This is a genomic window from Christiangramia gaetbulicola (assembly GCF_003054225.1).
Lineage (GTDB): Bacteria > Bacteroidota > Bacteroidia > Flavobacteriales > Flavobacteriaceae > Christiangramia > Christiangramia gaetbulicola.
In genome coordinates this window covers 398,542-412,468 of sequence record NZ_QBKQ01000003.1, presented here as the reverse complement: position 1 = coordinate 412,468, position 13,927 = coordinate 398,542, and the positions used below count along the sequence as shown (strand labels likewise).

At 40.4% G+C, this 13,927-nt stretch carries 11 protein-coding genes and 1 tRNA gene; 3 read left to right on the top strand and 9 right to left on the bottom strand.

All coding sequences use genetic code 11. The features are described 5' to 3' along the window. Positions 1–109: 109 nt before the first annotated feature. Complete coding sequence (gene mqo, locus C8P64_RS13420) at positions 110–1,606, top strand: malate dehydrogenase (quinone) (RefSeq protein ID WP_108172587.1); 1,497 nt, start codon at positions 110–112, stop codon at positions 1,604–1,606. A 166-nt stretch (positions 1,607–1,772) separates the two neighbouring features. Here the strand turns inward: mqo and C8P64_RS13415 are convergent. The 6 genes from C8P64_RS13415 to C8P64_RS13390 all read right to left on the bottom strand — a co-directional run bounded on the left by C8P64_RS13415 (position 1,773) and on the right by C8P64_RS13390 (position 5,242). Beyond that, positions 1,773–1,846, bottom strand: a tRNA-Thr gene (locus C8P64_RS13415). A gap of 6 nt (positions 1,847–1,852) precedes the next feature. Next, complete coding sequence (locus tag C8P64_RS13410; RefSeq protein WP_108172586.1) at positions 1,853–2,119, bottom strand: hypothetical protein; 267 nt, start codon at positions 2,117–2,119, stop codon at positions 1,853–1,855. 64 nt (positions 2,120–2,183) lie between these two features. After that, a complete protein-coding gene (locus C8P64_RS13405) occupies positions 2,184–2,642 on the bottom strand; it encodes a peroxiredoxin (RefSeq protein WP_108172585.1) in 459 nt (152 codons plus the stop codon). Further along, positions 2,638–3,048 (bottom strand): 6-pyruvoyl trahydropterin synthase family protein, encoded by a 411-nt coding sequence (locus C8P64_RS13400; RefSeq protein ID WP_108172584.1) that lies wholly within the window; start codon positions 3,046–3,048, stop codon positions 2,638–2,640. Before C8P64_RS13400 ends, C8P64_RS13405 begins: the two co-directional genes overlap by 5 nt. Beyond that, positions 3,045–3,563 (bottom strand): isopentenyl-diphosphate Delta-isomerase, encoded by a 519-nt coding sequence (gene idi / locus C8P64_RS13395; RefSeq protein WP_108172583.1) that lies wholly within the window; start codon positions 3,561–3,563, stop codon positions 3,045–3,047. Before idi ends, C8P64_RS13400 begins: the two co-directional genes overlap by 4 nt. A 68-nt stretch (positions 3,564–3,631) precedes the next feature. Further along, positions 3,632–5,242, bottom strand: coding sequence for an OmpA family protein (locus C8P64_RS13390; RefSeq protein ID WP_108172582.1), 1,611 nt, complete (start codon positions 5,240–5,242; stop codon positions 3,632–3,634). A gap of 161 nt (positions 5,243–5,403) precedes the next feature. On the opposite strand from C8P64_RS13390, the gene C8P64_RS13385 reads away from it, so the two are divergent. Then, complete coding sequence (locus C8P64_RS13385; RefSeq protein WP_108172581.1) at positions 5,404–6,993, top strand: peptide chain release factor 3; 1,590 nt, start codon at positions 5,404–5,406, stop codon at positions 6,991–6,993. A 235-nt stretch (positions 6,994–7,228) separates the two neighbouring features. Continuing rightward, the gene (locus tag C8P64_RS13380) at positions 7,229–8,599 is read left to right on the top strand and encodes an alanine/glycine:cation symporter family protein (RefSeq protein WP_108172580.1); all 1,371 of its coding nucleotides are present in this window, start codon (positions 7,229–7,231) and stop codon (positions 8,597–8,599) included. Positions 8,600–8,735: 136 nt separating this feature from the next. Here the strand turns inward: C8P64_RS13380 and C8P64_RS13375 are convergent, their stop codons facing one another. The 3 genes from C8P64_RS13375 to rpoC all read right to left on the bottom strand — a co-directional run bounded on the left by C8P64_RS13375 (position 8,736) and on the right by rpoC (position 13,927). Continuing rightward, positions 8,736–9,056: a DUF3467 domain-containing protein gene (locus C8P64_RS13375; RefSeq protein WP_108172579.1), complete on the bottom strand. Its 321-nt coding sequence runs from the start codon at positions 9,054–9,056 to the stop codon at positions 8,736–8,738. 40 nt (positions 9,057–9,096) lie between these two features. Next, positions 9,097–9,552, bottom strand: coding sequence for a DinB family protein (locus C8P64_RS13370; protein ID WP_108172578.1), 456 nt, complete (start codon positions 9,550–9,552; stop codon positions 9,097–9,099). Positions 9,553–9,625: 73 nt separating this feature from the next. Next, positions 9,626–13,927 (bottom strand): DNA-directed RNA polymerase subunit beta', encoded by a 4,302-nt coding sequence (gene rpoC / locus C8P64_RS13365; protein ID WP_108172577.1) that lies wholly within the window; start codon positions 13,925–13,927, stop codon positions 9,626–9,628.

Genomic DNA, 13,927 nt, shown 5'->3' with positions numbered 1-13,927 from the left:
ACATTAAAGGAGCCACTCGGCTCCTTTTTTAGTTTATAACAAGTTCTTAATATTTCATTGGCTCAATTTAGCTTATGCATTAATTATCTTGAGAAAAATTCTTTTTACTATGCATAATACCAATCGAGATTATGACCTCATCTGTGTTGGTGGCGGAATAATGAGCGCTACTCTTGCGCTAATGCTTAAGCTTACAGACCCAAAACTGAAAATTATAATTTTTGAAAGACTGGGCAGTGTAGCCCAGGAAAGCACCAAGGCCTGGAATAATGCCGGGACGGGACACTCGGCTTTTTGCGAACTTAATTATACTCCCCAGGATGAAAATGGCGAGGTAGACATATCCAAGGCTATCGATATCTTTCAGCAGTTTGAAAGATCTAAACAATTCTGGTCATACCTGGTTGAACAAAAATTAATAAAGGATCCTCAGAGTTTCATACATACCATACCTCACCATGCCTGGGTACGGGGAGAAAAAGATGTGGAGTTTCTTAAAAAAAGATACGAAGCCATGAGCTCAAATTTCATGTTTGAGGAAATGAAATTTTCAGACAAACATGAAAAACTGAAGGAGTGGTTCCCTCTTATCATGAAAAATCGTTCAGCAGATGAAGTAATGGCCGCGACCAGAATGGAACTGGGAACAGGAGTGAATTTTGGATCACTTACCGAACAATATTTTAAGATCCTTGAAGAGCAGTTCGAGGTGCCGGTATTAAGAAACCGCGAGGTTCTGGACATAGATCCGGATGGCCCTGAAGACTGGTCGGCCAAAATTAAAGACAGAAATACCGGCGAAACAAGTTATTATGATGCCGAACATATATTTATAGGTGCTGGTGGAGGTGCCTTACCCTTGCTTCAAAAAGTTGAGATCCCCGAAAAAGATGGCTATGGTGGTTTCCCCGTAAGTGGCCAGTGGCTATTTTGCAAGAACAGGGAGACCATAGAGAAGCATCATGCTAAAGTTTACAGCAAAGCCGGGGTGGACGCTCCACCCATGTCTGTTCCTCATCTTGATGCCAGGTATATAAATGGTAAAAAGGAACTGCTATTTGGGCCCTTTGCCGGGTTCAGCACAAAATTCCTGAAAGAAGGATCTATTCTGGATCTTCCCAAATCTATAAAACTTGACAATCTACCCTCCATGTGGGGTGTATTCTGGCATAACCTTCCCCTTACCTCCTATCTTATCGAGCAGGTGAGAATGGATCACGAGGACCGTGTGAACGACCTGAAGGTCTTCATTAAAGATGCAAATCCCGATGACTGGGAGTTAAAAGTCGCTGGCCAACGTGTTCAGATCATTAAGAGAGATAAAGAACAGGGAGGAGTACTGGAATTCGGCACCGATGTGGTGCATAGCAAGGATGGAAAGATCACAGCTCTTTTAGGAGCTTCGCCGGGAGCTTCCACAGCAGTTCATATTATGCTGGAAGTACTAAGGATCGCTTTTCCTGAAAAAATAGAATCTGAAGAATACCGTGAAAAACTGAATAAAATGATCCCTTTCTGGGATAAAGATGTTCGTGAGGATGAAGCATATTTTAAAAAGGTACAGGAAAAATGCTCAAAAAACCTGGAACTGGAAGTATTACATTGATCCAGAATTAAAAATGAACTTACCTGAAAATAAAAAACCTCTCTAAAAAGAGAGGTTTTTGCTAAGAGCCGATGGAGGGACTCCCTTCGACTTCGCTCAGGACAAGCTTCTCGTCCCAACGTGATAAAAACAAAAAAGCCCCTCCTAAAGGAGAAGCTTTTCTTTGAGCCGATGGAGGGACTCGAACCCACGACCTGCTGATTACAAATCAGCTGCTCTAGCCAGCTGAGCTACATCGGCAACTTATTAAAGTGCGTTAAGCTTTTCGATCAAAGCGTTTGCTTTAGTCTCAAGCTCAGACTGAACTTCTTTAAAGTGTTTCTGTTTATTTTCAACGTCACGACGGTTGATCTTCGTGATCAATGCATCGTATTCTTTAATAGCCTCGTCCACGATCGCCTCAGATTTCGCTGGGTCTTCTTTTGGGTTAGCCATTTGGTGAATATAGGCAGCATCGATGATGTCTCCCATTACATAATTCACGTCCTTTTTAAGCAATCTTTTACTCGCCATTATCATTAAATTTCGGCTGCGAATTTAAACTATTTTTCGAAACCAAAATGATTTTTCGATAAAATTAATTCTGATTTTTTTTCAAAACATATAAAGCTTCGGGCATATGCTTTTTTGCATTCATGCTATTGAATTTATGAAGCAGCTTGCCTTGCTTATCAAAAATGAAAGTTTCCCTACCCGGGATCAAACCAAGCAGACTTGATTTTACGCCAAATACATCTCTTGCCCTTTTTTTATCGTCTGAAAGGAAAACGTATGGCAGGTTATACCTTGATGCAAATTTTGAATGTGATTCAGTAGAATCCCCGCTTATTCCTATTACCTCAGCACCTAGTTCTTTAAAATCCTCGTAACTGTCTCTAAAACTACAGGCTTCTTTAGTACAGCCCGGGGTGAAATCTTTCGGATAGAAATATACTACAAAGGCCTTCTTCCCTATGAGATCTGAAAATTTAAATGCTTTTCCATTCTGATCCTTTAATTCCAGATCTGGTACTTTATCGCCTACGTTCATATTAATCTCCTTTATAAGTCACGAAGTTCCTTGGTGTTTCGTACAAGGTAACTTCCAGTTCATGACTTTTATTTATCTTTTTTCGCAATTTATTCCATATCACTACGGCAATATTTTCTGCAGTAGGATTCAATTCTTTAAACTCGGGAACTTCAATATTAAGGTTCTTATGATCAAAAGGTTCTTCAACTTCAGAATTTATAAGGTCCTTTAGAATTTTCAGGTCCATCACAAAACCAGTTTCAGGATCTGGTTCTCCGGTAACTGAAACGATAAGCTCATAATTATGCCCGTGGTAATTAGGGTTACTACATTTTCCAAAAACTTCAAGGTTGCGCTCATCATCCCAGTCTTTTCTAAAAAGACGATGCGCCGCATTAAAGTGAGCTTTTCTATGGACCGTTACTCTCATAATCCTACGTGTGAAGAATATTTATCGAAAATGATCTTAAACCATTCGGTGTAAATATGTGGATTCTTTTTCATGTCCACTTTTAGATCATCTAGCGACACCCATTTCCAGGCAGCCACCTCATCTGGGTTAAGATCTGGGACTCCTTCATAATTTCCCACAAGAATATGATCGTATTCATGTTCTGTAAGTCCGTTATCAAACGGTGCTTTATAAATAAAAGAAATGGTATCCTTTAGATCTGTAGAAAACCCCATTTCTTCCTGAAGTCTTCTTTTTCCAGCCTCAACATTAGATTCTCCCTCTCTTTGATGACTACAGCAGGTGTTGGTCCACAATCCTGGAGAATGATATTTTGACAAGGCCCTTTGCTGGATCATCAGCTCATTTTTGTCATTGAAAACAAATACTGAAAAAGCTCTGTGCAGTAAAGCTTTTTCGTGGGCTTCTATTTTCTCCATGAGCCCAATTTGCTCGTCTTTTTCGTTAACTAAGATTACTTTTTCTTCTGCCATTTTTTTAATTGAAGCTCAAATGTACAAAAACAGTGATTTGTATCATAAAGAAGCTGATTAAGCAATTCCTAAAGTTTTAGGTTTCCGCTATAAATATCGCAGTTTATGGAAAGTATGAATTCAGATCGGCGGTTCTTTTCATGGTCATTTTCAGAACATCTTACGCCGTTCCTGCAGTTGTTGACCAGCTCGGTCTCCCCATAGCCCCTACCGGAGATCCTGGCTTCATCAACACCACTATTGATTAGATAATCCATGGTAACCGCCACCCGTTCCTTAGAAAGTTTAATATTGTAGCTATCGTCTGCCCTGCTATCTGTATGGGATCTTATATCGATAAGCAATTCTGGATATTCAAGCATATAGGCCGCGATCTCATCCAGTTGTTTTGCCGCTTGAGATTTGATTTCAGCCTTATCGAGGTCGAATAAAATCGGATCCAAATTCAGCATTTTAGCCAGATCGTCCCCTACCCTCGCCGCAAAGATCTTATCTCCCTGTGCATTCTGAAATCTTATGATATTCTCTTTGCGCTTCACTTCTGCAGCATAAAAGCTCCAGTTGAAAAAAGCTCTCATGGCCGCAATATTCTCAGGAGCATCACCAGAAAAATCATGGGAAGCCTGGTACATTACCAATCCGTTCCTGGCATCACCAAAACCATTGCCGTAGATCATAACAGCTCCGGGACCATTTGAAAGTAAAGGAACATCTGGAGCCGAGACATCTATGATTATCTGCCTGGCAGATTGACGCCAGACATTCGCTTTTTTAGGATAAAAAATACGTTCAGAACCATTGATCAAAGCTTTATCGCTTCGTCCCAGGTATTGTGAAACGGGATCGGCTGGGAGTTGATGCGTATATGGAGGAGTGGCATACCGGTGTTCATAATACGGAATGAGACCAGTGGTCCTGGCCCCTGCAGCGCCTTCAGATAAAAAATTTAATTGGATAATTTTTGTAGTATCCACCGCCGGGACCATTCCGTGTAAATTCTCCAGCTGGCTCCCGGCATGGCAACCGGCCCAAATCGCACCTTTATATTCCCTGTTCCAGTAATAAAGATTCTTATGAGTTTCAAATTTTGGTTCAGCATGAGGCATCACAAAGATATCATCACAAACTCCCAGTTCATCTGGTGTCTTCCAGTTGCTGGAATTATAGCCTCCATGGGCATCCCCGGGGATACCGGCCGCCCTAAAATATGCCAGCGCGATACTACCGTTTTGCTTATCCAGTGTCCATTTTGGAGCAATGGAAAGATCTGTAAATATGGGTAAAGCTTTATCCTCACTCAAATAAGTTCCAATTATCCCCCGATCTTCCCAGTTCTGGATCCTGGATCTTACCTCTTCCGTTATATAAGAAACCGGGATCACAAAAGAACCTGATCTAAAATCTTCCTCGCCAAGCCTGAAATCAACTCCATCCTTCCTTTTTTCAGGATCTATAATCCATTTGATCTCTACCGGGTATTCACTTAATAACTCGTAGATAAAACCATAGGGCTTTAAGGCATTAGCAGTTGTCTGCGGAGTAATACCAAGGTTAATGGCGTAAGAATCCTTGGCAATTGTTTCGGTGTGGATTTGAGAAAATGAAGAGAAGCTGAAAATAAGATTTACAGTAAAAAACAAAATTACAGATCTAAGATCTTGTAGGGTAAAATCCATCATTTCTCACAGGATTACATCAAATATCCGCCATATCGAACATATACCCAATAAAGTTACTGTTTAATGGTTTAAAGGTGAAATTTCAACGATAAAAAGGCGACCTCTTTAAAAAGGAAATTCGTGAAAATAATAGTATTTTTGCCGCTCCAATATCAGCAGGTATGAAGCATTATCAGAAAGAGATAAATAAAAGAAGGACATTTGGTATCATTTCTCACCCCGATGCCGGTAAAACCACGTTAACAGAGAAGCTTTTGCTTTTTGGTGGTGCTATCCAGGAAGCCGGAGCGGTGAAATCTAACAAGATCAAGAAAGGTGCTACCAGTGACTTTATGGAAATTGAGCGACAGAGAGGGATCTCGGTGGCTACTTCTGTTCTTGCATTTGAATACCGCGATATTAAAATAAATATCCTGGATACTCCGGGTCACAAGGATTTTGCTGAAGATACTTTCAGAACTCTTACTGCTGTAGATAGTGTGATCGTAGTGATTGATGTTGCCAAAGGTGTGGAGGAACAAACTGAAAAACTGGTAGAGGTTTGTAGAATGCGTAACATCCCAATGATCGTTTTCATTAACAAACTTGACCGTGAAGGTAAAGATGCTTTTGAACTACTTGATGAGATCGAACAAAAACTGAATCTTACCGTAACTCCTTTGAGTTTCCCTATTGGGATGGGTTATGATTTTAAAGGAATCTATAACATATGGGAAAAGAATGTGAATCTCTTTACCGGAGATCCGAGAAAAGATATCGAAGAAACAGTAGAGATCAGCGATCTTAAATCTGAAGAACTTGATGAATTGATAGGAGGTTCCGCAGCTGAAACTCTTAGAGAGGAGCTTGAACTTGCGCAGGGTGTATATCCCGAATTTGATCGCGAAGCATATCTTGAGGGAAGGCTGCAACCGGTATTCTTTGGTTCTGCCCTGAATAATTTTGGTGTTAGAGAATTGTTGGATTGTTTCATCAAGATCGCTCCCCCACCACGACCTAAAGAAAGTGATACCAGAATTGTAAAACCAGATGAAAAAGATTTCACAGGTTTTGTATTCAAGATCCATGCGAATATGGATCCTAAGCATCGCGACAGGCTGGCCTTTATAAAGATCGTTTCAGGAAAATTCGAAAGGAATAAGAATTATCTTCATGTTCGCCATAACAAGAACATGAAGTTCTCTTCTCCAAACGCTTTCTTTGCTGAAAAGAAAGAGATCGTGGATGTTTCTTATCCTGGTGATATCGTTGGACTTCATGATACCGGGAACTTTAAAATTGGAGACACTCTTACTGAAGGTGAAAACCTGATGTATAGAGGGATCCCAAGTTTCTCCCCGGAACACTTTAGGTATATCAACAATGCCGATCCTATGAAATCCAAGCAATTGGAAAAAGGAATTGACCAGTTGATGGACGAAGGGGTTGCCCAGCTATTTACTTTGGATATGAACGGCAGGAAGATCATCGGGACTGTGGGAGCACTTCAGTTCGAAGTAATTCAATATCGTTTGGAGCACGAATACGGTGCTAAATGCACTTACGAGAATCTGAACGTACATAAAGCTACCTGGATCGAAGCTGAAGATGAAAAGAGTGAAGAATTCAAGGAATTTAAAAGGGTAAAATCTAAATACCTCGCTAAGGATAAATCCGGGCAAATGGTATTTCTTGCCGATTCCCAGTTCTCTTTACAAATGACGCAACAAAAATATCCATCTATAAAATTCCATTTTACGTCTGAGTTTTAAGATTCGTTAGCCTGAACTTGATTCAAAACCTATCATTTGAGATGCTGAAACTAGTTCAGCATGACGAAAAAAATAGAAAGTCACCCTGAACTTGTTTCAGGGTCTTTAATTTAGGATACTTAAACTCCGGCTGGGTTTGGGCAAAATGAATTTAATTGGAAGCTAAATTTTAAAAGTCATTTTAATAGGATAGATACACCCACAAATTTTACTATTTTCGGGACAAAGTATACCTATGTCCCTAATCAACCAATTCATTGAAGATTTTGCCTCTTTTGTATGGGGTATTCCATTAGTCATCCTGCTTATTGGTGGCGGGATCTATCTCTTAATTTATTCCCGATTTTTACCTTTCAGATACCTTGGACATTCTGTTGAAGTGCTTCGTGGTAAGTATAACAATCCGGATGATCCGGGGGATATCAATCATTTCCAGGCTTTATCTACAGCCTTGTCCTCAACGGTGGGAATGGGTAATATTGCCGGGGTAGCAGTCGCTATCGCCGTAGGTGGCCCAGGTGCGATCTTCTGGCTATGGATTAGTGCTATTGTAGGTATGGCCACAAAGTTCTTTACAAACAGCCTGGCGGTGATGTACCGAGGTAAAGATACCGAGGGGAAAATTCAGGGTGGAGTAATGTACTTTATCGTTGAAGGTCTTGGCAAAAAATGGAAACCTCTGGCTGTATTTTTCGCAGTGGCGGGTCTGGTAGGTGCCTTACCGGTTTTCAATGTGAACCAGCTTACGCAGGCGATCAATTATATCCTGCTTGAACCTAACAATATTGAAACAGGATTTACCTCCAGCCTGATTATAGGAATTGCTCTTACACTTATTACCACTGTTGTTATTATTGGAGGTTTGGACCGTATAAGTAAAACTGTTTCTAAATTAGTACCGGCGATGGTGGCCTTATATTTTGTTTCGGTTCTGGCAATTCTATTGGTGAATTACGAGGTGGTTTTCCATTATTTCGGGATGATATTTACAGATGCTTTTGCTGCTAATAATTATAAGGGAGAACCGCTTCTGGGAGGTTTATTAGGAGGCTTGATCTTACTTGGGATAAGACGAGGGGCATTTTCTAATGAAGCCGGAATTGGTACAGCTACGATGGCGCATGGTGCCAGTAAAACTTCTGAACCTATCAGGGAAGGTCTTATCGCCATGTTAGGCCCGGCCATCGATACTTTGGTGGTTTGTACTTTAACGGCAATGGCAATTCTGGTAACAGATGTATGGCAGACAGAAGATGTGAATGGGGTAAGCCTTACCGCCGCGGCATTTGACCAGGCGATTCCATATGTTGGACATTACTTATTATTGCTTTGTATACTTGCCTTTAGTATATCATCGCTTTTCTCTTATTCCTACTACGGAACAAAATGTCTTTCATTCCTTATAGGTGCCGAAAACAAAAAATATTACAACTGGGTCTATATTCTGAGTATCATTATTGGAGCTACAACCTCATTAAGTTTTATCCTGAATCTAATCGACGGATTTTTCGCTTTAATGGCAATTCCAACTATGATCGCTACATTGATTCTTTCACCAAGAGTTATGAAAGCCGCAAAGATCTATTTTGCCAAATACAATGATTAGTAGGATTTTTTCGCTTTAAAAACTGAAAATAAAAAAGAGATTTCTCAGTCGCTATGCTCCTTCGAAATGACAATTTTAATCTTGTCATTCAGGGCAACGAGAGAAATCTCTTTTTTAGTAAATCTGTATTGCTAAACTACGCCTGTCCTGTAGGACCAAAATTAAGTGGCAACGGAGCTTTATCATAATCCCTGATCTCTCCATGAGCCTGCTCAAATTTATTGATGTTATCACCTAAGGCCTTTAATAACCTTTTGGCATGCTGCGGAGTAAGGATGATCCTGGACTTAACTTTACTCTTAGGCCTTCCCGGCATGATATTCACAAAATCCACCACAAATTCTGATACAGAATGGTTGATAATGGCCAGGTTGGAATAAGTTCCTTCTGCCACGGCTTCATCCAGCTCTATATTGATCTTTCCTTTTTGGTTTTTATGTTTTTTATCGTCTTCCATGATTTAAATTTTCTTCAATTTAATATTTATTTTTTACCTGCTATTTATCGCGCTTGTAAAACACATAATCTGAAACCACTGGATCTATACCTTCTTTCCTGAATTCGGTAGCGATCTGCCCGCGATGATAGGTAGAATGATTCACCATATGGAAAATAATATCCCGAACTGAATTCTGATATTGTTCACCTTTGGTATTCTTATATTCCACTACCCTGTCCAGATCCTCTTTTTCCAGTACCTCCATTGTAGCTTCAAAATTCTCGTTCTCGGCATACTCCATCTGATCCTTCTCCAGGTTCTTCCAGAGTTCAACTTCCTCTTCGCTTCCCTCCAACCTGTAATTCCAGATCTTATGAGCATTTAGCGTATGTGATAAAAGATTTATGGCCCTGTCTGGCACCATAAAATGCAGATCCCCATCATTGAATTTCTTAATGATCTCCAGGTTATAATAATGGGAATATTCCAGTAATTGTTTAAAGTACTCCTTCATATATCAAATATCGTTATAAATAAAAAAAGGCCCCACAGTTCGTGGAGCCTTTTTTCTGAAATATTATCAGGAATTAGTTATAGTTAACTTCCTGTTTCTTCTCAAGCATCTGGTCGAATTCTTCTTTAGAACCAACGATAATGCTATCGTATTTTCTCATACCTGTACCTGCAGGAATTCTGTGTCCTACAATTACATTTTCCTTCAATCCTTCAAGTTGATCGATCTTACCGCTTACCGCAGCCTCGTTCAATACCTTAGTTGTTTCCTGGAAGGAAGCAGCCGAGATGAATGATTTAGTCTGAAGTGAAGCTCTGGTAATACCCTGAAGTACCGGATTCGCAGTAGCCGTGATCACATCTCTGGCAGTAGCAAGATTCTTATCTTCTCTTCTAAGAATAGAGTTCTCGTCTCTTAGATCTCTTGGAGTGATAATCTGTCCTGGTTTCAGCCTTTCTGAATCACCTGCATCTTCGATAACCTTCATTCCGAATAACTTGTTGTTCTCATCGATGAAATCATCCTTATGAACAAGTTGGTTTTCAAGGAATATAGTATCTCCCGGATCAACGATTCTTACTTTACGCATCATCTGTCTTACAACAACCTCAAAGTGCTTATCGTTAATCTTCACACCCTGTAAACGGTATACTTCCTGAACTTCGTTCACAAGATACTGCTGTACAGCGTTTGGTCCTTTAATGTTCAGGATATCCTCTGGAGTGATAGAACCATCTGAAAGTGGCATACCAGCTCTTACGTAATCATTTTCCTGAACAAGGATCTGATTGGATAACTTAACCAAGTATTTCTTAACCTCTCCAAGTTTAGACTCAACGATGATCTCACGGTTACCTCTTTTGATCTTACCAAAAGATACAACACCATCGATCTCAGATACTACCGCAGGGTTAGATGGGTTACGCGCTTCGAAAAGCTCGGTTACCCTTGGAAGACCACCCGTAATATCCCCTGCTTTAGATGATTTACGTGGAATCTTAACCAGAATCTTACCAACTCCGATCTTCTCTTCGTTGTCCACCATAAGGTGAGCACCTACCGGAAGGTTATAAGAACGAATTACTTCGTCTTTCTTACCTAGGATGTGTAAGGTTGGGATCAATTTCTTGTTACGAGATTCAGAAATTACTTTTTCCTGGAATCCTGTCTGCTCATCGATCTCTACCTGATAAGTAACACCTTGTTCAACGTTCTCATACTTGATCTTACCGGCGAATTCTGAAATAATCACACCGTTATATGGATCCCAAGTACAGATCACATCTCCCTTGCTTACTTTAGCACCATCATTGATATTGATCTGTGCACCGTAAGGAATGTTGTTGTTACTTAATACAACTCCTGTTTTCTTATCCTTGATCTTAAGTTCAGCAGTACGAGAGATCACGATGTCTGCAGTTCCACCATCTGGGGCTTCACCTTTAACAACTTTTAGATCTTCGATCTCTGCAATACCATCAAATCTTGCTTCAAGTTTGTTATCTTCAGAAATGTTACCAGCAATACCACCCACGTGGAACGTACGTAGTGTAAGCTGTGTACCAGGTTCTCCAATAGACTGTGCAGCAACAACACCAACAGCTTCACCTGTTTGTACGATCTTGTTGGTTGCAAGGTTTCTACCGTAACACTTGATACAGATACCTTTCTTCGCCTCACAGGTAAGTGGTGAACGTACTTCAACACTTTCGATTGGCGCAGCTTCGATCTTAGCAACGATCTCTTCAGTTATTTCTTCGTTTCCAGCAACAATTAATTCGTCTGTTGAAGGATTTACAACATCATTAAGAGCAATACGTCCAAGGATTCTCTCTCCTAATGATTCTACGATTTCTTCGTTCTTCTTAAGTGGCTTAACTTCTACTCCTCTTAATGTTCCACAGTCATCTTCATTAACGATCACATCCTGAGAAACATCTACCAGACGACGGGTTAGGTAACCTGCATCGGCAGTTTTAAGTGCGGTATCGGCAAGACCTTTACGAGCACCGTGAGTAGAGATAAAGTATTCAAGAATCGAAAGACCTTCCTTAAAGTTAGAAAGAATCGGGTTTTCGATAATTTCACCTCCACCAGAGTTAGATTTCTTCGGCTTAGCCATAAGACCACGCATACCAGTAAGCTGACGGATCTGCTCTTTCGAACCACGCGCACCAGAGTCAAGCATCATATATACCGAGTTGAATCCTTGCTTGTCTTCGCGAATTCGCTTCATAGCCAATTCAGTAAGACCTGCGTTAGTTGAAGTCCAGATGTCAATTACCTGGTTATAACGTTCGTTATTGGTAATAAGACCCATGTTATAGTTACCAATGATACCTTCAACCTGTTCGTTAGCTTCATCGATCATAGCTTGTTTCTCTTCAGGGATGATAATATCACCTAAGCTGAAAGAAAGTCCACCACGGAATGCGAATCCATAACCAAGTTCCTTAATGTTATCAAGGAATTCTGAAGTTTCTGGTACACTTGTAATTTTAAGGATCTTACCAATGATCTCACGAAGTGATTTCTTGGTAAGTACTTCGTTAATGTAACCTGCCTTCTCTGGCACAGCTTCATTAAATAATACTCTACCAACTGTGGTATCCTTGATCATATAAACCAATTCACCTTCTTCGTTGAAATCTTTAGTTCTAATCTTGATACCTGCGTTAAGGTCTACTCTCTTCTGGTTGTAAGCTATTACAAGCTCTTCTGCAGAATAGAAAGTAAGTCCTTCACCTACTACAGGCTCTTCAGGAGTAGATTTCTTGTGCTTGGTCATATAGTAAAGACCAAGTACCATATCCTGAGAAGGTACTGTAATTGGTGAACCGTTTGCAGGGTTCAATATATTGTGAGAAGCAAGCATTAATAACTGTGCTTCCAAAATAGCTTCTGGCCCAAGTGGTAAGTGAACCGCCATCTGGTCACCATCGAAATCGGCGTTGAATGCAGTACACGCAAGCGGGTGAAGCTGAATTGCTTTTCCTTCAATAAGTTTAGGCTGGAATGCCTGGATACCCAGACGGTGAAGCGTAGGAGCACGGTTCAATAGTACCGGATGCCCTTTAAGAACGTTCTCCAGTATATCCCAAACTACAGGTTCTTTCTTATCGATAATCTTCTTAGCAGACTTCACTGTTTTTACGATACCTCTTTCTATCAGTTTTCTGATGATAAAAGGCTTGTAAAGCTCAGCTGCCATATTCTTTGGAAGACCACACTCGAACATCTTCAATTCTGGCCCTACAACGATTACCGAACGTGCTGAATAATCCACACGTTTACCCAGCAGGTTCTGACGGAAACGACCTTGCTTACCTTTCAATGAATCTGAAAGTGATTTAAGCGGACGGTTAGAGTCAGTTTTTACTGCTGATGATTTTCTTGTATTATCGAATAATGAATCCACAGATTCCTGAAGCATACGTTTTTCGTTACGTAAAATCACTTCAGGAGCTTTGATCTCCATTAATCTTTTCAGACGGTTGTTACGAATAATTACACGACGGTAAAGATCGTTCAAATCTGAAGTCGCGAAACGACCACCATCAAGAGGTACAAGAGGTCTAAGTTCCGGTGGAATAACCGGTACTACCTTCATGATCATCCATTCTGGATTGTTCTCACGGTTCTTGTTCGCGTCACGAAGTGCTTCCACAACCTGAAGTCTCTTAAGAGCCTCCGTCTTACGTTGCTTGGAAGTTTCGTTGTTTGCCTTGTGTCTCAATTCGTACGAAAGATCATCAAGATCTATTCTCTTAAGAATTTCGATAAGACATTCAGCTCCCATCTTAGCGATAAACTTATTTGGGTCGCTGTCTTCTAAATATTGATTTTCCTGAGGAAGTTCATCCAAGATGTTCAGATACTCTTCTTCAGTTAAGAAATCCATTTTCTTTAATGGCTCCCCTTCTTCATTCTTCGCGTTACCTGGCTGGATCACTACGTATCTTTCGTAGTAGATGATCATGTCAAGTTTCTTCGAAGGAAGACCTAGCAAATAACCAATTTTGTTAGGCAAAGAACGGAAATACCAGATATGAGCTACAGGTACTACAAGGTTAATGTGACCTACACGATCTCTACGAACCTTTTTCTCGGTAACTTCAACTCCACAACGGTCACAAACGATTCCTTTATAACGGATTCTTTTATATTTTCCGCAGGCACATTCATAATCCTTTACAGGACCAAAAATACGCTCACAGAACAATCCGTCACGCTCTGGTTTGTGCGTACGGTAATTGATCGTTTCAGGCTTAAGAACTTCACCACGAGATTCCGCAAGGATGGACTCTGGAGAAGCTAAACCTATAGAGATCTGGTTGAACCTCTGTACTGTATTTTTATCATTATTTCTAGCCAT

Bases quoted from the DNA above. Each gene is read 5' to 3' on its own strand.
- C8P64_RS13380 (WP_108172580.1), top strand. From the start codon at position 7,229: ATGTCCCTAATCAACCAATTCATTGAAGATTTTGCCTCTTTTGTATGG.
- C8P64_RS13400 (WP_108172584.1), bottom strand. From the start codon at position 3,048: ATGAGAGTAACGGTCCATAGAAAAGCTCACTTTAATGCGGCGCATCGT.
- rpoC (WP_108172577.1), bottom strand. From the start codon at position 13,927: ATGGCTAGAAATAATGATAAAAATACAGTACAGAGGTTCAACCAGATC.
- C8P64_RS13375 (WP_108172579.1), bottom strand. From the start codon at position 9,056: ATGGAAGACGATAAAAAACATAAAAACCAAAAAGGAAAGATCAATATA.
- C8P64_RS13385 (WP_108172581.1), top strand. From the start codon at position 5,404: ATGAAGCATTATCAGAAAGAGATAAATAAAAGAAGGACATTTGGTATC.
- C8P64_RS13370 (WP_108172578.1), bottom strand. From the start codon at position 9,552: ATGAAGGAGTACTTTAAACAATTACTGGAATATTCCCATTATTATAAC.
- C8P64_RS13390 (WP_108172582.1), bottom strand. From the start codon at position 5,242: ATGATGGATTTTACCCTACAAGATCTTAGATCTGTAATTTTGTTTTTT.
- mqo (WP_108172587.1), top strand. From the start codon at position 110: ATGCATAATACCAATCGAGATTATGACCTCATCTGTGTTGGTGGCGGA.
- idi (WP_108172583.1), bottom strand. From the start codon at position 3,563: ATGGCAGAAGAAAAAGTAATCTTAGTTAACGAAAAAGACGAGCAAATT.
- C8P64_RS13410 (WP_108172586.1), bottom strand. From the start codon at position 2,119: ATGGCGAGTAAAAGATTGCTTAAAAAGGACGTGAATTATGTAATGGGA.